General features: G+C 65.2%; 17 protein-coding genes. 7 read left to right on the plus strand and 10 right to left on the minus strand.

The window, feature by feature from the left end; translation table 11 throughout:
• Nucleotides 1-289 precede the first annotated feature (289 nt).
• The 7 genes from AB3N21_RS00095 to lptF all read left to right on the plus strand — a co-directional run bounded on the left by AB3N21_RS00095 (nucleotide 290) and on the right by lptF (nucleotide 12772).
• Entirely contained in the window at nucleotides 290-3640 is a 3351-nt protein-coding gene (locus AB3N21_RS00095) for an AAA family ATPase (protein ID WP_367933289.1), read from the plus strand.
• Between the two features lie 123 nt (nucleotides 3641-3763).
• Nucleotides 3764-5326 carry an FAD-binding protein gene (locus tag AB3N21_RS00100; RefSeq protein WP_367933290.1) on the plus strand — a complete coding sequence of 521 codons (1563 nt, stop codon included), beginning with the start codon at nucleotides 3764-3766 and terminating at the stop codon, nucleotides 5324-5326.
• A gap of 51 nt (nucleotides 5327-5377) precedes the next feature.
• The gene (locus AB3N21_RS00105) at nucleotides 5378-7072 is read left to right on the plus strand and encodes a hypothetical protein (protein WP_367933291.1); all 1695 of its coding nucleotides are present in this window, start codon (nucleotides 5378-5380) and stop codon (nucleotides 7070-7072) included.
• A complete protein-coding gene (locus AB3N21_RS00110; protein WP_367933292.1) occupies nucleotides 7065-8828 on the plus strand; it encodes a ferritin-like domain-containing protein in 1764 nt (587 codons plus the stop codon). Before AB3N21_RS00105 ends, AB3N21_RS00110 begins: the two co-directional genes overlap by 8 nt.
• Nucleotides 8825-10156 (plus strand): radical SAM protein, encoded by a 1332-nt coding sequence (locus AB3N21_RS00115; protein ID WP_367933293.1) that lies wholly within the window; start codon nucleotides 8825-8827, stop codon nucleotides 10154-10156. The genes AB3N21_RS00110 and AB3N21_RS00115 overlap by 4 nt, the downstream gene beginning before the upstream one ends.
• A gap of 4 nt (nucleotides 10157-10160) precedes the next feature.
• Nucleotides 10161-11579 (plus strand): NAD(P)/FAD-dependent oxidoreductase, encoded by a 1419-nt coding sequence (locus tag AB3N21_RS00120; RefSeq protein WP_367933294.1) that lies wholly within the window; start codon nucleotides 10161-10163, stop codon nucleotides 11577-11579.
• 68 nt (nucleotides 11580-11647) lie between these two features.
• Nucleotides 11648-12772: an LPS export ABC transporter permease LptF gene (gene lptF, locus AB3N21_RS00125; protein WP_367933295.1), complete on the plus strand. Its 1125-nt coding sequence runs from the start codon at nucleotides 11648-11650 to the stop codon at nucleotides 12770-12772.
• A 1-nt stretch (nucleotide 12773) separates the two neighbouring features.
• On the opposite strand, the gene AB3N21_RS00130 is transcribed toward lptF, so the two are convergent.
• The 10 genes from AB3N21_RS00130 to AB3N21_RS00175 all read right to left on the minus strand — a co-directional run bounded on the left by AB3N21_RS00130 (nucleotide 12774) and on the right by AB3N21_RS00175 (nucleotide 21956).
• Entirely contained in the window at nucleotides 12774-13037 is a 264-nt protein-coding gene (locus tag AB3N21_RS00130) for a hypothetical protein (protein ID WP_367933296.1), read from the minus strand.
• Nucleotides 12994-14541, minus strand: coding sequence for a cytochrome D1 domain-containing protein (locus AB3N21_RS00135; protein WP_367933297.1), 1548 nt, complete (start codon nucleotides 14539-14541; stop codon nucleotides 12994-12996). The genes AB3N21_RS00130 and AB3N21_RS00135 overlap by 44 nt, the downstream gene beginning before the upstream one ends.
• Nucleotides 14542-14617: 76 nt before the next feature.
• A complete protein-coding gene (gene nirJ, locus AB3N21_RS00140) occupies nucleotides 14618-15829 on the minus strand; it encodes a heme d1 biosynthesis radical SAM protein NirJ (protein ID WP_367933298.1) in 1212 nt (403 codons plus the stop codon).
• 1 nt (nucleotide 15830) lies between these two features.
• Complete coding sequence (locus AB3N21_RS00145) at nucleotides 15831-16313, minus strand: Lrp/AsnC family transcriptional regulator (RefSeq protein ID WP_367933299.1); 483 nt, start codon at nucleotides 16311-16313, stop codon at nucleotides 15831-15833.
• Entirely contained in the window at nucleotides 16310-16762 is a 453-nt protein-coding gene (locus AB3N21_RS00150) for an Lrp/AsnC family transcriptional regulator (protein WP_367933300.1), read from the minus strand. Before AB3N21_RS00150 ends, AB3N21_RS00145 begins: the two co-directional genes overlap by 4 nt.
• Nucleotides 16759-17748, minus strand: coding sequence for an Lrp/AsnC family transcriptional regulator (locus AB3N21_RS00155; protein WP_367933301.1), 990 nt, complete (start codon nucleotides 17746-17748; stop codon nucleotides 16759-16761). The genes AB3N21_RS00150 and AB3N21_RS00155 overlap by 4 nt, the downstream gene beginning before the upstream one ends.
• Nucleotides 17749-17753: 5 nt before the next feature.
• Complete coding sequence (locus AB3N21_RS00160; protein ID WP_367933302.1) at nucleotides 17754-18899, minus strand: cytochrome D1 domain-containing protein; 1146 nt, start codon at nucleotides 18897-18899, stop codon at nucleotides 17754-17756.
• Nucleotides 18896-19348, minus strand: a complete 453-nt coding sequence (locus tag AB3N21_RS00165) for a cytochrome c (protein ID WP_367933303.1) — start codon at nucleotides 19346-19348, stop codon at nucleotides 18896-18898. Before AB3N21_RS00165 ends, AB3N21_RS00160 begins: the two co-directional genes overlap by 4 nt.
• On the minus strand, nucleotides 19341-20114 hold the full coding sequence (gene cobA, locus AB3N21_RS00170; RefSeq protein ID WP_367933304.1) for a uroporphyrinogen-III C-methyltransferase: 774 nt from the start codon (nucleotides 20112-20114) through the stop codon (nucleotides 19341-19343). Before cobA ends, AB3N21_RS00165 begins: the two co-directional genes overlap by 8 nt.
• Nucleotides 20115-20201: 87 nt before the next feature.
• Nucleotides 20202-21956 carry a cytochrome D1 domain-containing protein gene (locus AB3N21_RS00175; protein ID WP_367933305.1) on the minus strand — a complete coding sequence of 585 codons (1755 nt, stop codon included), beginning with the start codon at nucleotides 21954-21956 and terminating at the stop codon, nucleotides 20202-20204.
• Between the last annotated feature and the right edge of the window lie 40 nt (nucleotides 21957-21996).

Genomic DNA, 21996 nt, shown 5'->3' on the forward strand with positions numbered 1-21996 from the left:
CCGGTTCAACCGATCCGATTGGATCGTAAATCCGTCCTGAAAACCCTTGGCTCGCTCCCAGACTCCCAATCTCAAATACCTTTGGCATACGCCCGCGACGCCGCGTTCCCGTGAAGATTCCGAACAATTTTGGACCTTTACAGGGTCTGCATGCTTGACCGAAGCGCCCGTTGCGAAAACACTGCAGACCGACGGTAACCACAGGTGACCCGGCCTACGGGGCACGCAAAAGGGGGCAGGCGCCGAGCAATCGAGAGGGGATGCATCGTGCCGAAAGGCGCGGTGTGGGATGGATCGTGAACCGCAGATGAAGGACATCGCCGCATTTCTGAACGGCCTTGGACTGGCGAGATACACGCCGCTGTTCGAGGCCGCTGAGGTCGAGCTAAGCGATCTGCCCGAGCTTTCCGAGGCGGATTTGCAGGACATGGGCCTGCCGCTCGGCCCCCGGCGCAGGATCCTCAAGGCGCAGCGTGAACGCGCCGCACCTCCGCTGATGCCCCACGGCGCGCAGGGCGACGGCGCGAACCGATCCGGCAAGGCGGGCAAGATCGAGGCCGAGCGCCGCCAGCTCACCGTCATGTTCGTGGACCTCGTGGGCTCGACCCCGCTGTCCATGCGGCTCGATCCCGAGGATCTGGGCGAGCTGGTGCGCCGCTTCAAGGAAACCTGCACCACCGCCGTCGGCCGGTTCGGCGGCCACGTCGCCAGTTTCATGGGCGACGGGGCGATGATCTATTTCGGCTACCCGCATGCCCACGAAGACGCCGCCGCCCGCGCCATTCATGCCGGGCTGGAAATCCTCGGCGCCCTGCCCGACATCGACAGTGACGAGCCGCTCAGGGCCCGCATCGGCATATCCACCGGGCTTGTCGTCGTGGGCACCATCCATGGCGAGGGGCTAAAGGAAAATGATGTGGTGATGGGCGAGACCCCGAACCTCGCCGCGCGTCTGCAGGCGCTGGCCGAACCCAACACGCTGGTCATCGGCGCGCCCACCCGGAAATTGGTCGGCAATGCGTTCGAGCTTGAAGATATGGGCCAGTTCACGCTCAAGGGGTTCTCGAACAAGGTGCCCGCCTGGACCGTGATCGGCCCGGCCCGCAACGAACGCCGGTTCGGGGTGATGCTGGACACCGGTTCGGACCGGCTGGTTGGCCGCTGGGCCGAATTCGAACACCTGCAGGAAAAATGGCGCGCCGCGCAGTCCGGGGCAGGGCAGGTCGTGCTGGTCTCGGGCGAGGCCGGGATCGGCAAGTCGCGCCTGGCCGAAGGGCTCAGTCAGGAAACCCGGGCGGACGGCCGGATCAGGCTCAGCTTTCAGTGCTCGCCCTATCACTCGAACAGTGCACTTTACCCCTTGATCCAGCACCTGGAAGGCGCCTCCAAATTCACGCAATCGGACAGCGCCGAAGAGCGGCTTGCCAAGCTCGAAGACCTGATGCAGCTCGATGCGGATCAGGACATGTGCCTGATCGCCGATCTCTTGCACCTGCCCACCAAGGACCGGTTTGGCCCGCTCGACCTGACCCCGCAGCAACGGCTGGAACGGACGTTTCAGGTGATGTCCGAGCAGCTTGTTCGGATGGCCGCGGACGACCCAGTGCTGGTCCTGTTCGAGGACGTGCACTGGATCGACCCCACCACGCACACACTGTTGCAGCAGATGGTCGAACGGGTGCGCGATCTGCCGGTCCTGATCGTCATGACGACGCGCCCTGGTTTCGACCCGGGCTGGGGGCCACGCGCCAATGTCTCGGATCTGCAGATTGGTCGCCTGTCCAGCCGGCACATCGCCGAGATCGTGACCGAGGTTGCGGGCAAACCCCTGCCCGAAGCGGTCTGCGACCTGATCGCCGCCAAGGCCGATGGCATCCCGCTTTATGTGCAAGAGGTGACCCGGGGTCTGCTCGAATCCGGTCAGCTGCGCGATACCGGTGACACCTTTGTGCCGATCGGGCCCCTGCCGGAACTGTCGGTGCCCAACACGCTCAGGGACTCGCTGATGGAGCGTCTGGACCGTCTCGGCATGGCCAAGGAGGTGGCTCAGACCGGCGCCGTGTTCGGACGCCACTTTACCTTTGCGCTGCTGACCTCGGTGTCGATGCTGTCGCCCTCAACCCTGCGGGCGGGGCTGGATCAACTGGTCTCGGCGGGGATCATCCTGCAACGGGGCATGGTCTCGGCCGAGGGTTACGTGTTCCGCCACGCGCTGCTGCGCGACATGGCCTATGACAGCCTGCTCAGAACCGAACGGCAGGTGCTGCATGAACGCGCGGCGGGCGCGCTGCACGACCAGCAGCCGCATTTGTCCCAGACCCAGCCCGAGGTGCTGGCGCATCACTACACCATGGCAAACCGCCCGGATGAGGCGGTGCACCACTGGCAGAGCGCCGGGCGGCAGGCGGTCGAACGCTCGGCCAACACCGAAGCGGTCACCCACCTGTCCCGGGCGCTGGATCTGCTGGCAAAGCAGCCACGGACGGAACGCCGCGACCGGCAGGAGATCGAGATACAGGTTCTGCGCGCCGGGGTGCTGCGCTCGACGGTGGGCATCGCGGCGGATGACACGGGCGATGCCTATGCACGCCTGCGCAAGCTCTGTGGCCGGATTGGTGAGTTGCAGCAGCTCTTCCCGGTGCTCAACGGCCTTTACGCGTTTCACCTAGTCCGCGCCGAATACCGCCTCGCGCATGAGGTGGCGGCCCAGATCCTGGAACTGGCCGACCGCACCGGCAAGACCGAACACCTGATGGTCGGGCACCGCGCAATGGGGGCGGTGCAGCTCCATATCGGCCATCTGCCCGACGCGCGGGGTCACCTTGAACAGGCGCTGGCCCTCTATGACCGGGATGAACATGGCCATCTCGCCTATGTCTACGGCACCGACCACGCGGCGATCACGGCGGCCTTCCTTGGCAAGTGCTATTGCGTGATGGGCCTGCCCGAGCGCGCGCTTGAGGTTCAGACACTCGCGCTGGAGGGGGCGGAAAAGCTCAAACATGCGCACAGCGTCGCGCAGGTTCTGACCTATATGTGCATGGTGCATCTGCTGCGGCGCGATTTCCCGGCCGCTCTGGAAACCGCCGACCGGCTGGCCAGATTGTCGGACGAACACTCGTTCTCGTTCATGGCCACGACCGCCCGGTTCTGGCGCAGCTGGGCTCAGGCGACCCTGGCCCCGGACGCGCAGCGGATCAGCGAACTGCGCGCCGCCGCCGAAGAATGGTGGGCCAGCGGGGCCGGCAACTACAAGCCCTTTTTCCGCACCCTGCTGGCAGAGCATCTGTTGACTGCCGGCGGCGTTCAGGCGGCGGCAACGGCCTTGGAACAGGCGTCATTCCACATCGTGGAAACCGAAGAGGGCTGGGCGCGGGCCGAGCAATTGCGGGTGCAGGCGCTGCTGGCCCGGGAACGCGGCGAGGACCCTGTGCCGCTGCTGAAACAGGCGATGGCGGCTGCGCGCGAACACGGCGCCGACCTGTTCGAACTGCGCGCCGCGGTGGCACTGGCACGCCTGCAAAAGGAACGCGGCGTGGCGGTCGAGCCAACCCTGCAACCCGTGCTCGACCGGATTGGCCAGAACGCCGAACTGGCCGACGTCACCGAGGCCCGCGCGCTTTTCGAAACGATTTCTTGACCCAAGGGGCCGATTGCTGCCAGCTTGGCCCTCGTGGGTGGTGTAAATGGTTGTGCGTGTTCGGAGATCCGATCCGAATACCGACCGATGGTTTTCAAAAAATTTGTTTATTGGGGACAGCAAATGCACAAAATCAGCAAAACCATTCTGGCCAAGGAAAGCATCGCAAGCAGCCGCACCGACACCGTCCTGCAACGCTACCACCCGATAGATCCCGAAGACATCCGCGCCTTTGAAAAGGGGCTGGTGGGCACGGTCGTTCTGCCCACGGATCCGAATTACAACAACGACCGCCAGCTCTGGAACCCGGCGTTTCAGGACTATCCCGAAATCATCGTCTATTGCGAAACCATCGAGGATGTGCGCGACAGCCTCGCCTTTGCACGCAAGCACGACCTGTGGGTGGTGTCACGCTCGGGCCGTCACAGCACTGCTGGATACTCGGTCAACAACTCCATGGTGCTGGACACCAGCAAACTCAGCTACGTGGTGGTCGATCCCAAGCCCGAGGCGCCGATGGCCTATGTCGGCCCCGGCACGCCCTTCAAGGTGCTGAACTCGGTCCTGAACTCCTATCACCTGCACGTGCCCGGCGGCGCCTGTCAGGATGTCTGCGTCGCGGGCTTCATGATGGGCGGCGGCTACGGCTTTACCTCGCGGCTTTACGGCATGGCCTGCGACAACGTGCTGGGCGTCACCGTGATGCTCTGGGACGGCAGCATCGTGGTGGCCGATGCCGACACCAACCCCGATCTCTACTGGGCGATCCGGGGCGGCACCGGCAACAATTTCGGCGTGCTGCTCGAGGTTCGCTACCGGCTGCACGACCTCTACAAGGTCTGGGGCTTTCACATCAAATGGCCGCTCGACAAGGCTGCCAAGGCGCTCGAATTCCTGCAGGCCAATTACATGCGAACCGGCCCGGATGAGTTCGGCGCCTATATCTTCCTCGCCTATCAGGGCGATGAGAAAATCCTGCTGGTCTCGGGCCTCTATCACGGCCCCGAGGATGAAGGGCGCAAGGTCATCCAGCCCCTGCTCGACGACCCCATCGGCGGCGAGCTGGAGAACTCCAAGACCGGCACCTACCAGGAGATTAACTCGTGGCTCTATGACGAGAAATACGACATCCCCGTCGTTCCCGATCAGGCGCGCGAGGACAAGCAGGGCGGCTATATCGCGCGGCAGCTGAGCCAGGCCGAATGGCAGCGCGTGGTGGATTATCTCGATTCCACCCCCAACAATTACGGTGCGGTGGCCATCGAACCCTATGGCGGCGCCATCAACCGCGTGCCCGTTGGCAAGGACGGCAACGCCTTCATCCACCGCGATGTCGACATGAATTTCTACGTCGACGTGTTCTGGCTGTCGGATGAGGAAAAGGCCACCGTTGTGCCCTGGCTCGACGGTTTCATGGAGATGATGAGCCATGAGGGGTTCTTCATCGACCGCAGCTATCAGAACTATCCACGCGCCACGCAGCTCAACTACCGCTGGCTCTACTGGGGCGACAATTTCAACTCGCTGCTCTTCGTGAAGAACAAGTTCGACCCGGAAAACTTCTTTCACTACCAGCAGAGCATCTCCGAGGTGCCCCCGGACGCGCCGCCCTGGATCATCCGGGACAAATCCACACCGTTCTTCTCGGACCCGAGCATCACCTACGAACCCTATTCCAACCCGTAACGAAATCAGGGGAGCGCCGCACGCAACCGGACGGGGTGGGAGGCCCGACTGATGGAAACCATACGCGAGATTTTCTTTCTGCCGCCCATGGCGGTCGCCCGGCTGGGGCCGGGCAAGACCCCGCTCGAAAGCTATGAGTGGGAACAGGACGTGGATGCCCATGGCAACAACCAAACGGTGATCCGATCCTCGGTGACGCTGAAGGAAAGCGAGGATGGCAGCATCTCGGCCTATCTGCCGGACCCCCGGAAAATACGGTTCCGGGACGAAGACACCGGCGCCCTGCGTCCTGTGGCACCGTTCTTTGAGCTGTGGGCGCGGCTGCATGATGCCGACAGCGGCGAGGAATACGAAACCCCGATCACCCCCGATCTGCTGGACCGGCACGGGCTGTCGCTGAAACATGTCCGCTACCACGTCACGGTCGGCAACCAGAAAGCCGCCCGACGCACCGGCGATGCCGCCTGCGGTTTCCGCGTCCGGACCGAGATCGCGGGCGACGATTTCACCCGCAAGCCACTGCTGGCCTTCAGCCCCCACACCTCGGAACAGCAGCCGCTGGTCTACGAGCACAACCCGATCCCGCTGGGCACCGTCCGCGCCATCCGCCCGGTCCCAGGCGCTTGCGAGACCTGCGGCGACGAAACCGTCGATCTCAGCATCCTGCGCCTGCGTTTCACTCCACCGCCGGGTGAGGTCTATGGCCCGCCCGACGCCGCCTATGGCCCCGCCACGCTGGCCGTGCCGGGCTATCTGAACGACCCGCCCAAGTCGGAATATGGCCGCATCCACGAAATCGTGCCGCCACAGAACCGCATCCTCAACCCCGACACCCCGTGGTCGCAATGGATCATGATGACCGGGCTCTACGACGATCCCGAACCGCATGACAGCTATGACGGCGCCCGCGTCGGCAACGACCAGTCCTGGGGCGTCGTCGACGACACCAGCGACGGCACCATCGAGGCCTATCTCTCGGTCGGTGGCGAGCGCCTGACCGCGCGCGCCCGCATCTTCACCGGCCCGCCCGATTTCGCCCCCGACCGGCGCCCGTTCTACAGCCTGGCCGACGATCTCGACGACCGCGACCTGTCTCTGATCGAGGTGACCGAGCAGACCTACGAGGCCTGCAAGGACGAGGTCATCGACATCTTCCGCCGCGCGTTCGAGACCAACAGCCTGATCAATCTCGACGACATCCGTGCACAGGGCCTCAAGGACAACGCCTCGCTTCAGGCCCAGACCAAGATCCCGCCGACCCCGGGCCTGCCCTCGACCGATGCCCGCTCGATGACCGAAGAGGATGCCGTCCCCCCCGACAAGATCCCCGACCTGATCCGGCCGCAGCCGGTCTCGGTCTTCTCCAACTCGGTGCCCAACGACCGGCTGCCCTACACCGTCGCGGTCAAGTTCGTGCACGAGCAACTGGTGGATGAGGTCGCACTTCTGGATTTCCTCCGCCGCCGCCCGGATTACGTCAAACGGCTGCTGCGCCCGCCCTTCGGCATCCTGACCCAGCTTGAGGCCGACCCGAACCCGGATCAGGAGCCCAACCCCGCATTCCGCGACCCCCGCATCGTTCGCGATCAGATGCATGATGCGCGCATGCCGCCCTATATGCGCGATTCCAACTATTACCCGCTGTCGCTCTCGCGCCGCCAGTATCACCTGGTGGTCTCGTTCATCGACTATCTGCAGGCCCACCCGCCCGCACCAATGGATGCAGGAGGGCAGAAAGATGCCTGACCAGCCCAAGCCAATCCGCGTCAAACCCCGCAACCTGACTGCCCGCGCCGCTTACCGCGTGCCCGGCAACCCGGCCAACACAAGGCTCGACGGCTCGGTCGGCAACTGTTTTCCAGGGCTGGAAATGGACGTCCGCGACCTCGACCGCCGCTTCTTTCCCGGGCTGGTGTTCAACGCCGTGCGGGTGCCGCTCAACCCGGTGCCCGAGGCGCCCAAGAACACCCAAGGCTTCCATCTGGTCTTTGTCGACTACATGTACGACCCGATGCTGCCCGACGACAGTAGCGAGGACTGGGTGCAGACCTTGCTGTCCGCCTATCGCGGCGACATCGGCACCAAGCTCGGCACCGGGCGCTGGTTCCTGTCCTGGGTCCAGCAGGGCGAGCGCCGCATCGACATGCATGACGAGGACGGCACGCCCTATGACGGCATGATGGTCTGGCGCTTCATCCGCAGCCTTGAGGCCGGATCGGACAACCCGGTCTCGCTCGCGCTGGTCCGCCGCAATCATGAAGGGATCGTGGACACCGAACCGGTCGAGCTGCACGGCTACCGCCGCCGCTACCGCACCGAGGCGGGCGTGTTCAGCGATGCCTACGACCCCGGCGAACTGACCCAGAGCCTCTGCAACCCGTGGTCCCACGACTTCCGCGACTGCGGCTGTCACTATTGGCCGTCGAACCACCCCGATGTGGTGATGGCCGAGACCGATCCGGCCCACGCCCTGCCCACCGGCCAGTCCTACAACCCGATCAAGGCGGAAACCTATCTCGACTGGCTGCGCTCGGACCGCAGCCCGGCGGGCAATGTGGCCGCGTTCAACACGGTCGAACAGAACCGCCCGTTCCAGATCGACCACTATCAGGTCAACCAGATGTGGAGCGATCTGCCCATCGTCGTCGAGGGCCGCGAAACCGGCGAGGTCTACGAGGCCGATATCGACCTGCCGGACGTGCTGCCCTATCCCTCCACCGCCGAGATGATCGCCGATCTGCGCACCCGGCTCGCACCGATGGAGATGACGCTCAGCCTGCAATATCTCTATGCCTATTTCACCCTGGCCGATCCCGAAACGGCGGACACCGCCCGCTGGCCCACGCTCAAGGACGACCTGATCTTCGCCCGCCGCGCGCTGATCGAGGTGGCGATTGGCGAAATGACCCATATGCGCTGCGCCAACCAACTGCTGTGGGAGTTGCAGGGCAAGGATTACAAACCGGTCCTCACGCCCGCCAAAACCCTGCGCTTCGGCCCCGGCCCGGGCAAGGTCTATCCCCGCTCGCTGCGCCCGCTGACCACCGAGGCCATCGACGATTTCATCGAGATCGAGCGCCCCGGCGGCTATATCGACCGCGCCTATGCCCGCTGCGTGGCGACCCTCGAACAGAGGGACCTGTACGAACGTCACCTCTACACGCTGGCCGTGCGCATCGACACCGACGGGGACGAACACTATCTGCGCTTCCGCCAGATGAAAGAGGTTCTGGCCAAGTACAACACAGGCGAGGGGCTCCCGGCCTATCTGCGCCCGGTCGAGGTCGGAACCGAGGAGCAGGCCAGACATGCGCTCGACATCTTCGACAATGTCAAAGAGGGGCTGCACGACGCCTATGTCTCCGAGGCGGGCAAGGATTACCCCGAGGCGCAGGATTATCTGTCTCAGGTTCGCGCCGAGATGAAGATCCTGCGGGATGAGGGCGAAAAGCTCGCCGCCGACCAGATCGGCATTCCCTTCTGGCCGGATCACGACCCATGACCCAGGCCCCGCCGGATCTGCGTGGCCTCGCGGGCGCCGCCCATTTCTTCGACACCCAGCACGGGCAGCACATGCTGGCGGTCGACGGCTCACGGGTCTTCGACGTCCCCCCGGGCAGCGCGGCGGCGTGGTCGGGCTGGGATGCCGCGCAGCAGGCCGCGTTCCTGTCCGGCCTCGGGGCGGGGGACGCTCCTTACATCGACGACGCACCGCCGCAGGACATGCCGGTCCGTTCCCTGTCGCTGGCGGTGGCGCAGAAATGCAACCTCGCCTGCACCTATTGCTACGCCTCGGGCGGTGATTTCGGCGCGCCCGCGCGAAACATGCCGTGGGCGGTCGCCAAGGCCTCGGTCGACCGCCTGATCGCCGAGGCCGAGCCGGGCGTCCGCATCAACCTCGCCTATCTCGGGGGCGAGCCGCTGATCAACCGCGACCTGATCCGCCGCACCACCGAATACGCCACCCAACAGGCCCAGGCCAAGGGCGTGCGCACCGGGTTCTCGATCACCACCAACGGCACGTTGCTGCGCTCCGAGGATGGAGAGTTTTTCGAACAGCACGGCTTTGCCGTCACCATCAGCCTCGACGGCATCGGTGCGGCCCATGACCGCCTGCGCCCCTATCGCGGCGGGCGCGGCAGCTTCGATGTGATCCTGAAACGGGTCGAACCGCTGCTGGCCCGCCAAAAGCGCATGCAGGTGGGCGCCCGCGTGACGGTCACGCCGCAGAACATGGACCTGCCCGAAACGCTCGACCGTTTCGTGGCGATGGGGTTCCACTCGGTCGGTTTCTCGCCCATGCTGACCGCGCCCAACGGGCAGCACGAGCTGGACAAACCCGGGCTGGACCAGATGCTGGCCCAGATGATCCGTTGCGGTCAGGCCTTCGAGGCCGCCGTGATCGCAGGCCGCCGCTACCCGTTCTCCAACATGTCCGCCGCCATGCACGAGATTCATCGCGGCACCCACCGCCCGTATCCCTGCGGCGCGGGGGCGGGCTATTTCGGGGTTTCCGCCGATGGCGGCCTCTTCGCCTGCCACCGCTTTGTCGAGGACGCGGACGGCGCCATGGGCACCGTCACCGACGGCCCCGATCCAAGGCGCGAGGCCTGGCTGTCAGACCGCCATGTGCACCGCCAACCCCCGTGCACCACCTGCTGGGCGCGCTATCTCTGCGGTGGCGGCTGTCATCACGAGGTGATCCACCGTGGTCGCCCCGCCTGCGACTATATCCGCGGCTGGCTGCACTACTGCCTGCAGGCCTATATCCGCCTGTCTGAGGCCCGCCCCGACTATTTCGGCGCCGTCCCCGCTGCCGCCCAAGCCTGACCCCATGCCCCCGCGCCACGAGACCGAAATCTGCGTTATCGGCGGCGGCCCCGCCGGGTCCGGCGTCGCCCTGCGGCTGGCCCAACTCGGCCACCGCGTCACCCTTGTCGAACGCGCCGCCTTCCCCCGCGCCCATATCGGCGAGTCACTGCCCCCCTCGATCCTGCCCACGCTCACCGCCCTCGGCCTGCGCGACCGGTTCGAGCGCGCGGGCTTCCTCCGCTCCCACGGCTCGATCCTCTACTGGGGCGGGGAATTCGAACGGCGCGGCACGTCCCCCGGCGCACCGGGCCTGCTGGTGAACCGCGCCGGCTTCGACGCCCTGCTGCTGCACGCCGCAGACGAGGCCGGGGTCGCCGTCCTCCAACCCGCCCGCGCCCACCGCCCCCGGCGCACAACAAAGGGCTGGGAAGTCCCTTTGCGAGGGGAGACGCCACAGACCATCCACACCCGCCTGCTGATCGACGCGGCAGGCAAACAGGCCGGTCTTGCCCGCAAATTCCGCCGCTGTTCGCAACCCTTGCTGGCCCTCTACGCCTACTGGCAGCCACCCCCCGGTTTCGGCCCCGAAACCCGGGTCGAGGCGGGTGAGGCGCAGTGGTACTGGGGCGCGCTGCTGCCCGATGGCACGGTGAACGCCACCATATTCCTCGACCCCGCACGGGCCGCTGGCCTCTCCCCCGCAGACCGTCGCGACCTCTACCTGAACCTGCTGGCGCAATCGACGCTGCTTTCGCCCTGCCTCGATACAAGCCGCCGGGGTCATGTCCGCAGCTGCGACGCCGCCAGCTACGCCGAACAGACCCCACCCGCAGCGCATCTGCTGCGCGTGGGTGAGGCCAGCTTTTCGATCGACCCGCTGTCCTCACAGGGCGTGCAATCGGCGCTGGGTCAGGCGATGCAGACAGCAGCCGTGGCCCACACCCTGCTGATCCGCCCCCAAGATACCGAACTGGCCCTCACCTTCGCCGCCGACCGCCAGACCGAGCGTATCCGCACCCACGCAACCCTTGCCGCCGACTACTACGCCCGGCGGGCGCGGCACCATCCCAACCCGTTCTGGACCGACCGCGCCACCCCACCGGATTGGCTGGCCACCCCACCCCCGGACCTGCTGGTCACTGCCCCGCCAAGCGACCTCCCGCTGCGCCTCTCTCCCGAGGCCGCGCTAAAACCCTCCGCCATCCAGACCGAAACCCTGATCCGCCCTGAAACCGCCCTGACCCATCCAAACCTAAACCGCCCCGTGGTTTTCCTCGACGGCCTGCGCATCGCACCGCTCCTGCACCGCCTCACGCCCGGCCAATCCGCCGACGCCATCGCCCGCAGATGGACGAACCAAACCACTCCTGAACGAGCCAAAAAACTCCTCACCTGGCTCTGGCGCCACCGCATCCTGATCCCGGCACAGAATGTCCGCTGACCCGGTTTCCTCTGCCGCGGTAATGGCTTAATGTCGGCTGGAATTCGAACCGCCCGGATAGGAGAGACATGTCGCGCTTCGACGGATACTTCCTGCGACAACTGCTGGTGCTGTTCGGCTTTTTCACCCTGGTTCTGGTCGGCGTGTTCTGGATCACCCGCTCGGTCAGCCTGTTCGACCGGGTCATCAGCGGCGGCCAGTCGGCCATGGTGTTTCTGGAATTCACCGCGCTGTCGCTGCCCACGCTGATCCGCACCGTCATGCCCATGGCGATCTTCGCCGCCTCGGTCTATGCCACCAACCGGCTCAGCCGGGAAAGCGAGCTGACGGTGATGCTGGCCACTGGCTCAAGCCCCTGGCGTCTGGCACGCCCGGTGCTGCTCTTCGGCCTGATCTCGGGGCTGATGATGGGCGCGATCAGCCTCTACCTGCGCCCGGCCTCCGTCCTGCAACTGGAACAGCGCCAGCAGGAGGTCGCGGGCGACGTCACCGCGCAGCTTCTGAACGAGGGCGAGTTCCTGCACCCGGCGGATGGGGTCACGGTCTATATCGGCAGCATCGAACTGGACGGCACCCTGAACGACGTGTTCCTCTCGGACCGGCGCGACCCGGCAGAACCCGTGACCTATTCCGGCACGCGCGCCTTTTTGGTGCGCGGCGGGGCAGGGCTCAACCTGGTCATGCTCGACGGCATGGCGCTGCGCTACGACACCGGCACGCGCACCATGTCGACCACGCTGTTTCAGGACGTCTCATACGACATCTCCTCGCTTACCCGGGGTGGCGGCATGCTGAAACGCAGCCTGCAGGCGATCCCGACCGTCGATCTGATCCTCGACCGGGACAGCATTTCCGAGGTCGAGGAATACAGCGTCGGCGAAATGATCGAGGAACTGCATCAGCGGTTTTCATGGATCGCCATCTGCATCGCCGTGGCGCTGATGGGGTTTGCCACCCTGATGCTCGGCGGCTTTTCACGGTTTGGGTTGTGGCCCCAGATCCTGACCGCCTTCACCATCCTCGTCGTTCTCGAAGGCATACGCGGCGTGATCGCCCCGGTGGTGATCCAGCGGCCCGAGCTGTGGTGGCTGCTCTACTGCCCCGCCATTCTGGGCATCGCCGTCTCAACCGCCTTCCTCGCCGTTGCCGGGCGCCCTCTGGCCCGCCGCAAGGACCCCGCGCTCGCGGCCTGAGCTACCCGTCCGCCTCATCCATGAGACTGCGCACCCAACGCCCCGCCGCCCAGGTGGCCGGTATGCCCAGCGGCAGGGACCACAGGATCGAGGCGATCGGGCTCAGCGCCGAATACCCGACGGCATGCGCGATCAGCCCCGCCAGAAACAGGTTGATCGCCACCGTTCCGGCAGCAAAGGGGTAAAGCAGCAGCGCCAGTTTCCAGACCGGCCAGCGGCCCTCAGTGGCTGGTGCCTTCCGAGAAGGTGATCTTGTTGAAGACATTGTATTTTCCCGACGGTTTGCGCATCGGCAACCGTTTGACCTCTTCCAGCGTCTGCGCATCATAGACGATCACCGCGCCGTCCTCCTCCCAGACCGAGACCAGCGCGTGTTTGCCGTCGCGGGTGAACTCCACATGCGCGACCGTGGCATCCGGCACCGGACGTAGCGTGCGCACGATCTCAAGACTCTGCTTGTCGATCACATGCATCGCGTCCTTGTTGGGGCCAAAGAACACATCGGCCCAGAAATAGGGCGTGTTCTCATGGCTGCGCAGAAAGAACCCCGGCCCCTCGGTCCTGATCGTCGTGATCGCCTCCCAGCTTTCGGTATCGAGGATCGAGAGCTTGCCCTCCTTCAGATGCGGCGTCGCCATCACCCTGCGGCCATCCCGCTCCCAACTGATGCCCGAGCCCAGATGTGGCATCCCCTCCAGCGGCAGTTCGGCGATCTCGCGGCCCACATTCAGGTTGACGACCACGCCCCGCACCCCATCGCGCGCGGCCCCGATCAGATTGCGGTAATCGTCGTCGAAAAAGAAATCGTCCAGCGGCTCGCTGATCTCGATCCGCCGCCGCGCAAACAGCCCCTCCGAGGACGGGATCGCCTCGATCATCCCCTTGCGCTGGGTGTGGATGAACCCTTCATAAACCGGATCGGCATCCGGATCGGTCGCCACTTCCCAGATCTCGGGCGCATCCTTGAGCGCCAGGATAAAGCTCTGCCGCTGCGGCGCCTGATAAACGGCCGAGACCCGGCTGGGCTCGCCCTGCTTGCTCACCACCTCCATGACGCGGGCCACCGACAGATCCTCGGTGGACAGGATCGTCAGCGTCATCGGCAGGTAATTCGCCACCGCCAGCCACTTGCCGTCATGGCTCATGGCAATGTTGCGGCTGTTCAGCCCCGCGCGCACGCGGCCCACTTGGCTCAGGGACCAGAGGTCATATTTCTGCACCCAGCCATCGCGCGACATGATGAAGACATAACGCCCGTCGGGGCTGAATTTCGGCCCGCCATGCACGGCGAATGGCGTCTCGAACCGGTCCAGAACCGCGAATGTATCGCCATCCAGCACGCTGACATGATGATCGCCGGTCTCCACCACCAGCGTGATGTTCATCGGATCACTGTCCCAGACCGGAGCCGCCGCCGCCACATACTCCTCATCCAACACCCGGCTCGCCAAGATCTCGGCCTCGCCCCAGGGCGGCACCTCTGCCAGCGGCTCCTTGAGATAGTCCGACAGCGCCGCAATCGCGGCCTCGTCCAGCGCATCGCCAAATCCCGGCATCTGCGTCGCCGCGCGCCCGTCCCGGATCACGGCGGCCACTTTCGGCCCCCGCATCCGCCGCAGCGTCTCGGGAATCAGCGCGGGCCCCAGCCCGCCCAGCCGGTCGACCCCATGGCACGAGGCACAGTTCTCCGCATAATCCTCCACCGGCCCCGCCTGCGCCGCTCCAGCAAGCACGACGGCCAGAGCCCAAAGAACGCCCCCGATCTTCATCTTTTCAAAAATACTCCCGCCGGAGGCTCCCGCACTTGCCGCCCGCACAGCCGTTGCGGAGCCACGCCCCGCCAAATCAAAAGAACTGATGCGCCGGATCATGGCTCTTCCCCCGAAATGGCGTCACTTCCAGCCGCTCACCGCCTTCGACCCCGATCTCGGCATCAGACAGGTAACAGGCCGGATCCTCGGCCCAGGGATCGCCGGTCAGCTGCAGCGCCCGGATGCGGGTGTTGCCGCCACAGACATCCTGCAACCGGCACGCCCCGCAGCGCCCTTTCAACGGGCGAGGCCGCGTCCGCAGCAACTCCAGCATCCGGTCGCCGCCGGTCCACAGCTCGGAAAACGCCGCCGTTTTCACATTCCCGACGGTGTAATCCGACCAATAAGTGTCGGGATGCACCCGGCCCAGATTGTCGATATTGGCCACACCGAGGCCGGAAGAATTCCCGCCCCAGGCCGCCAGATGCCCGCGCACATGTGCCGCATGCGCGTCATCGAAGTTGTGCTGCACCCAGCCCAGGAAATACCCGGCATCGGCGTCATTGTTGCCGGTCACGATATCCAGCGGCTGGCCGCCCTGCACACCGTCCCAGGCCCGCTCCAGCAGCAGATCCATCGCATGACGGGTCCGCTTGCGCTCGGCATCCTCGCCCCGGTTCTTGTCGCCCCGGCCCGCATAAACCAGATGCGACAGATAGAACTTGTCCACCCCTTCGTCATCGCAGAGTTTCAGCAGGTCCGGAAGATGATGCTGCGTGCCTTCGGTCAGACAGAACCGCAGCCCCACCTTGATGCCGCGTTTCTTGCATTCGCGCACCCCGCGCAACGCATCGGAAAAGGCGCCCTCGACACCCCGGAACCAGTCATTGGTGGCCCCGATCCCGTCGAGTGAAATGCCCACATAGCTGAACCCCACCTCGGCAATCCGGTCGGCGGCCTCGCCATGGATCTTGGTGCCATTGGTCGACAGCGCCAGCATCGGCACCAGGTCCCGCGCCCGGGTCGCGATATCGTAGAAATCGAACCGGTCCAGCGGCTCGCCGCCCGACAGGATCAGCGCCGGGATACGGAACCGGCCCAGATCCTCCAGCGTCTCCATCGCCTGTTCATGGCTCAGCTCACCCGGGAAGTTCACATCCGCCGACACCGTGTAGCAGTGACGGCATTTCAGGTTGCACCGCCGCGTCAGGTTCCAGATCACCACCGGCTTTAGCGGGCCGGGGCGGCGTTTGCGCACCGGTGTCGGCGCGACCAGCTGCTTCATGTATTCGCTCAGTCGGAACATGTCAGTTCCTTTCTTTCAGGCGCAGCCCGGTTTTTTTCAGGATGCGCGTTGAATAGAGAATGTCGTGCCCCCGGCAGGCCGCCCCCAGCAGCGCCGCGATCTGCGCCCGCTTTTCCTCGACCTCATCGCCCGAGGCGCCATGAACCATGGCAAACAGGTTATAGGGCCAGTCGGGCAGGGCGCGGGGACGTTCGTAGCAATGGGTGACAAAGGGCAGGGCGCCCACCTGCGCGCCGAGCTCGGCGATGCGGGCATCCTCGACGTCCCACACGGTCATCCCGTTCGCGGTCATGCCCAGCTTGTAGTGATTGGGCGCGGCGGCAATGCGCCGGATCACACCGCTGGCCTTCATCGCCGCGATGCGCGCCATCAGGTCGCCCTCGTCCATCTCCAGCCGCGCGGCGATCTTGGCAAAGGGGGCAGGGACCAGCGGCAAACCGCCCTGCATCGCCGCGATGATCTGTCTGTCCGTGTCGTCAATCATGCCGCCACCCGGAACCCGATGAAGAACTCTTGCAGTTTCGGAAACCGCAGGACCGTTATCCCCGTTTCCCGTTCAATCGCATCGGCGCAGGCCCCGATCCCGTCAGGCGTTTCGGTGGCCAGAACGAACCACATGTTCAGCCGGTGCGTGCGCTGATAATTATGCGCCACTTCCGCATGCGCATTGACTTTGGTCAGGACGGTTTCGAACTCCGCCTCCGGCACCGCCATGGCACACAGGCAAAAGGCCCCACCCATGGCAGCGGCATCGAAGAACGGCCCGAACCGGGTGATCACCCGGTCCTCCTTCATGCGGGCCAGCCGCGCCAGCAGCTCATCCTCGCCGATCCCCAGCTCCTCCGCCACGGCGGCATAGGGATGGGCGACCAGCGGCAGGTCTTCCTGCATCCGGTTCAGCAGGCGGCGGTCGGTGGCATCGAGCGGCGTCATGCGGCGGCCTCCTTCGGCTTGATCAGCGCGCCGGTCTGCTTGAAGCAGCGGACCGAGAACAGCACCTTGTGCGAAACCCCCGCCAGTTCGGGCAGGGCCGAGGCCCCGGCCAGAACCTCGCGCGCCTCGGGGCGTGAGCGGGCGTGGATCATGGAGTAAAGGCGATAGGGCCAGACCCCCTCGGCCGGGCGGCGCTCGTAACAGAGTGTCACACCGGGATGCGCGGCCAGCGCCGGGCCCGCAGCGTCGATCTGTTCGGCCGGCAGGTCCCAGACCACCATCGCATTGGCGGACCACCCCAGCGCCCGGTGCCGCACGATAACGCCCAGCCGCGAGATGATGCCCGCCCCATGCAGCGCCGCGATGCGCTCCATGACCTCCCCGCTGTCACGGCCCAATGACTTGGCCAGTGCCGCATAAGGCTCGGCCACCAGCGGCAGGCCGGAACTGAGCGCCTGCAACAAGTCCCGGTCTCCACTCTGCATCGCGGCGCGGTCGATCCGGCGCGGGGCCGGGACGCGGGGCGTCTTGGCTGCCATCCGGAAGCCCAGATCGACGTTGAACGGACGCACCAGCCGCAGATCGAGCACCCGCAGCCCGGTGCGCGCCTCGATCCGCGCTAGCGTGTCGTTCACATGTTCCCGGTCCGGCCCGGTGGCCACGAACCACAGGTTCCAGCGATCCTCGCGCAGATAGTTGTGGTTCACGCCGGGCTCGGCATCGATCAGCGCCGCCACCTCCTCGATCCGTTCCTCGGGCGCGGCCACGGCGGCAAGCGTACTGGCCGAGACGGTGCCCGGCGCGATCGTCGCCCCCACCCGGGTGATCCGCCCCGCCGCGCGCATCCGCGCCAGGCGGTCGATCACATCGGCCTCGGTCAGGTCCAACACCTGCGCCAGCACCGCAAACGGGCGCGCGGTCACCGGGAAATCACGCTGCCAGTCGTCCAGCAGGGCGCGGTCGATGGGATCGGTGATATGGCACATCTCGGTCACAGCCCCGTTCTGTGCGCGCGGGCTGTAAAGAAGATGCCCGACGGGCTCTCCGCCTCGATCTCGCGCAGTTTCTCAAAGGTTTGCGTGTCGTAGACCATGACCTTGTTGGCGTCCCGCACGCTGATCCACACCTCATGCCCACGCGGCGTGAACTCCATATGCAGCACGGCGGGGCCCGGTTTGAATTCGTGGATGATCTGCTTGTTGACGCTGTCGATCACCTGAATGGTGTCGTTGAGCGGATGGGCGAAATTGACCCAGACCTGCCGCCCATCAGGCCGCGCCATGGCAAAGACCGGCTGACCATGGGTCTGCGTGCGCCCGGTCTCGGTCAGCGTCTCGGCATCGACCCACAGCACCTGCGGGTGACCCACCGCAGGCAGCACGAACTCGCGCCCCGTCAGCGCCCAGCCCTCGAGATGCGGCATCTTGTAAACCGGCATCTCTTCCTGACCCCGGCCATAGCCGGGCAGCACCCGGATCGGCTCGGGGCTGTCGGCCCACAGGTCCAGCGCGGTCAGCCCGTCTTCGCCAAACAGGCCGGTGATATAGGTGCGGCCATTGGCGGTGATCAGCGCGTCATAGGGGTTCTTCCCCATATCCTCGATCTTGGTGATCTGCGGGTCGTTACCCGCAAAATCCGCGATCCAGGTCTCACCGGTATCCCACATGGTGAACACGAACCGCCGCCCCGGCGCATCGACAAGGCCGATGGTTTTGCTGTCGGTGGGAATGTCGGCCACCATCTCCAGCGTGTCGGCATCAAAGACCCGCACGCCGCCGGGTTCGTAATTCGAAACCGCCACCAGCTCGCCATCGTCCGAGATCGCACCGCCGATGGCATTGCCTGCCTGCACCACGCGCCCGGCGATCTGGCGGGTGACGATATCGACCTTTGTCAGACCTCCGTCACGGCCAAAGACATAAGCGAACCGTTCGTCCGGCGAATAGACCAGCGAGGCATGGCTCAGATCGCCCAGCCCTTCGATCCGCGCCAGCGCGGCGCGGTCGGACTGATCGACCAGCAGGACCGTGCCGGTGGCCCGCTCGATCACAAGGCCAAGGTCGCCGGTCGCCATGGGTTCGGCGCTTGCTGCCGAGATCATCAGGGAGGCCATCAGGCCAAGGGCAAAGCGTTTCATTGGTCCTCCGGTTCCAGCAGGTAACGGGCGATCCACGCGGCCTCTTCTTCCGAGACCAGCGGGCGCCAGGGCGGCATGGCGGTTTCGGGGATGCCGTCGAGGATAACGCCGGTCAGGACGTCCACATCGTAATGCTGCAGGTTCTGCGCCCGCAGATCCGGACCCAGCCCACCTTTCAGCGTGAGGCCGTGGCACGACCCGCAATCCTGATGCACCAGGCGTTTGAGTGCGTTGGGGTCGAGCACGTCGGCAGCAAAGGCCGAGGTGGCCACAAGCAAAGCGGTTGTCAGTACCGCCCGCGCCGTCCAACCGGACCGCCCGGCGGCAACGCCGGGCAGCGCCCGACCGCCCCCGTCACGCGGAACGCGTGCCTCCGGCACGACGGCGGGCGCTTCACGCCCACTCAGGGTCGGGCGCCGCCCTAAGCCCTTATGAGCGACGCTACCCATGCGCTTTCACCTGCTCCATAAGCTCACCCACCGGCTGCTCAGCATAAAGCGAGACCACCTTGCCGATGATGAACAGCGTCGGCGCCGTCAGCGCCGCCTCCCGCACATCCGCCGCGATGCGGTCCAGACGGGACACCAGACGGCGCTCATCCGGCGTCGTCGCGCGGCCCACGGCCAGAACCGGGGTCGAGCCCGGCAGGTTCTCGGTCATCAGACCCATGGCGATCTGGCCGATATTGGCCACGCCCATGTAGATCACCAGAGTACAGTCGGGATCGGCCAGACGCTTCCAGTCCAGATCCAGCACCCTGTCGGCCTGCCGGTGCCCGGTCACATACTGCACCGATGTCGCCAGCCCGCGATGGGTCAGCGGCACGCCGGTGGCACAGCTTGCGCCCTGCGCGGCGGTGATGCCGGGAGCGTAATCGACGGGCACACCATAGGCCATCAGATACGCGGCCTCTTCCGAGCCGCGCCCGAATATCATCGGATCGCCGCCCTTCAGGCGCGCGACCACATGCCCTTTGCGGGCCTCGTTCAAAAGAATGTCGTTGATCTCATCCTGCGGCACAGGATGGCATTTCGGGGATTTCCCCACCGGGATCATCCGCGCGCCCGCAGGCGCCATGGCGACGATCTCGGGGCTGACCAGCTTGTCATAGACGACCACATCCGCCTCTTGCAGCATCCGAACCGCCCGGCAGGTCATCAACTCGGGATCTCCCGGCCCGGCTCCGATCAGATGGACTTTTCCGGCGTCATGCATGGCGTGCTCCGTCAGTAGAAGGTGGCTGGCGCAAGGGAAAAGGGGGCGGGCCGAAGGAACGCAAAATGGCCCGCCCCGTTGGACTGATCAGTAGACGTCAGCCCGAGTGTTGTAGACGTTGAACTTGCCGGTCGGCGTGATCAGGCGCTCGTCCTTGATCACCGACTTCAGTTCCAGCGTCTTGTCATCGACAACCACGATGGCGCTTTCCAGATCCTTGGCGTTCCAGACCGAGAACCAGATCTCGTTGCCTTCCTGGTTGAACTCGCCCTGCACCACGCGCGGCTGGCCTTCGGTGATCCCGGCCCATTCCACGATCGGCAGAACGGTGTATTCCGGTTCCTCCTGGGTCAGCTCGTCGATCTTGAAGACCGCCATCGAACCGGTGATCTCGGCATCCGGGTTCAGCGGTGCATCGACATACAGGTGGTTCGATGTCGGGTGAGATTTCACGAACAGCGAACCGCCACCCATCGAATAGAGCTGCTGCACGACCTTCCAGGCGTTGTCCGGGTTGCCTTCGGGATCGGTCCCGATCAGCGCCACGGTTTCGTCACCAAGGTGCGAGGTCGCCCAGACCGGCCCGTAGGTCGGGTGCATGATGTTGGCGCCGCGGCCCGGGTGCGGGGTCTGACCATCGGTATCAAGGATCGCGGTCAGTTTGCTTTCCTTGGTGTCGATGACCGCAACCTTGTTACGGGCGTTTGCCGCCGTCAGGAAGTAGCGCTTGGTGCTGTCGAACCCGCCATCATGCAGGAACCGTTCGGCCTCGATCTCGGTCACTTTCAGGTTCTGAATGTCGGAGTAGTCGACCATCAGAATCTTGCCGGTTTCCTTGACGTTGACGATGAACTCGGGGTTGTAGTGCGAGGACACGATGGCCGCCACACGCGGTTCCGGGTGGAAGGTCTGCTCGTCATAGACCATGCCGCGGGTCGACTTGATCTTGAGCGGCTCCAGCGTGTCGCCGTCCATGATCACGTATTGCGGCGGCCAGTAGGACCCGGCGATGGCGTATTTGTCCTCGAACCCCTCGAATTTCGAGGTCTCGATCGAACGCGCCTCGGAGCCGACCTTGATTTCGGCAACCGTATCGGGGTTCTCCATCCACAGGTCGATCATGTTCACCTTGGCGTCGCGGCCAATCACGAACAGATAGCGGCCCGACGCGGAAATCCGGCTGATGTGAACCGCATAACCGGTGTCGATCACGGCCTTGATTTCATAGGAGGCCCCGTCGATCAGCGCGATCTGGCCCGCGTCCCGCAAGGTGACCGAGAACAGGTTGTCCAGATCCCAGTCGTTCATCTTCTCGGACGGGCGGTCTTCGGGCGCGATGATCAGATTCCAGGTCTCGCGCATCTCCGGCATGCCAAACTCCGGCGGTGAGGCCGGATCGAGCAGGATATAGCGCGCCATCATGTCCACTTCTTCCTCGGTCAGTTCACCCGAGGTGCCCCAGTTGGGCATACCGGCGGGCGAGCCGTAGGTGATGAAGTCGCGGACATATTCGAACCCGTTCTCGCGGGTCACGTCGGTGGTCAGCGCCTTGCCGGTGGCGCCCTTGCGCAACACGCCGTGGCAGCCGGCGCAGCGTTCGAAATAGATCTTGTTGGCGGTGTTGTACTCATCCTGAGTCATCACCGGGTCGCCTTCCTTGCGGCCGGGGATTTCCAGGTTGAGCTGGCCCAGCGTTGTCATGCTGGGTTCATACGCAGCCGCCGGGCCGTCAGCGTGATCCTTGGGCTTTTCCTCGGCCACGGCCATCGGCGCGGCCAAGCCCAGCGTCAGCGCGGCGCTGGTCAGAAGCAATGTTCTGCGAATGGCATTTGGTTGTTTCATAACGGGTATCTCCGTTGAGCTGGTGAGGCACCGCCGACTC

Source organism: Ruegeria sp., assembly GCF_040830605.1.
Classification (GTDB): domain Bacteria; phylum Pseudomonadota; class Alphaproteobacteria; order Rhodobacterales; family Rhodobacteraceae; genus Ruegeria.

Bases quoted from the DNA above. Each gene is read 5' to 3' on its own strand.
- AB3N21_RS00105 (WP_367933291.1), top strand. From the start codon at position 5,378: ATGGAAACCATACGCGAGATTTTCTTTCTGCCGCCCATGGCGGTCGCC.
- AB3N21_RS00165 (WP_367933303.1), bottom strand. From the start codon at position 19,348: ATGGGTAGCGTCGCTCATAAGGGCTTAGGGCGGCGCCCGACCCTGAGT.
- AB3N21_RS00110 (WP_367933292.1), top strand. From the start codon at position 7,065: ATGCCTGACCAGCCCAAGCCAATCCGCGTCAAACCCCGCAACCTGACT.
- nirJ (WP_367933298.1), bottom strand. From the start codon at position 15,829: ATGTTCCGACTGAGCGAATACATGAAGCAGCTGGTCGCGCCGACACCG.
- AB3N21_RS00130 (WP_367933296.1), bottom strand. From the start codon at position 13,037: ATGTCTTCAACAAGATCACCTTCTCGGAAGGCACCAGCCACTGAGGGC.
- AB3N21_RS00120 (WP_367933294.1), top strand. From the start codon at position 10,161: ATGCCCCCGCGCCACGAGACCGAAATCTGCGTTATCGGCGGCGGCCCC.
- cobA (WP_367933304.1), bottom strand. From the start codon at position 20,114: ATGCATGACGCCGGAAAAGTCCATCTGATCGGAGCCGGGCCGGGAGAT.
- AB3N21_RS00160 (WP_367933302.1), bottom strand. From the start codon at position 18,899: ATGAAACGCTTTGCCCTTGGCCTGATGGCCTCCCTGATGATCTCGGCA.
- AB3N21_RS00115 (WP_367933293.1), top strand. From the start codon at position 8,825: ATGACCCAGGCCCCGCCGGATCTGCGTGGCCTCGCGGGCGCCGCCCAT.
- AB3N21_RS00100 (WP_367933290.1), top strand. From the start codon at position 3,764: ATGCACAAAATCAGCAAAACCATTCTGGCCAAGGAAAGCATCGCAAGC.
- AB3N21_RS00175 (WP_367933305.1), bottom strand. From the start codon at position 21,956: ATGAAACAACCAAATGCCATTCGCAGAACATTGCTTCTGACCAGCGCC.
- AB3N21_RS00135 (WP_367933297.1), bottom strand. From the start codon at position 14,541: ATGAAGATCGGGGGCGTTCTTTGGGCTCTGGCCGTCGTGCTTGCTGGA.
- AB3N21_RS00095 (WP_367933289.1), top strand. From the start codon at position 290: ATGGATCGTGAACCGCAGATGAAGGACATCGCCGCATTTCTGAACGGC.
- AB3N21_RS00150 (WP_367933300.1), bottom strand. From the start codon at position 16,762: ATGACGCCGCTCGATGCCACCGACCGCCGCCTGCTGAACCGGATGCAG.
- AB3N21_RS00155 (WP_367933301.1), bottom strand. From the start codon at position 17,748: ATGTGCCATATCACCGATCCCATCGACCGCGCCCTGCTGGACGACTGG.
- AB3N21_RS00145 (WP_367933299.1), bottom strand. From the start codon at position 16,313: ATGATTGACGACACGGACAGACAGATCATCGCGGCGATGCAGGGCGGT.
- lptF (WP_367933295.1), top strand. From the start codon at position 11,648: ATGTCGCGCTTCGACGGATACTTCCTGCGACAACTGCTGGTGCTGTTC.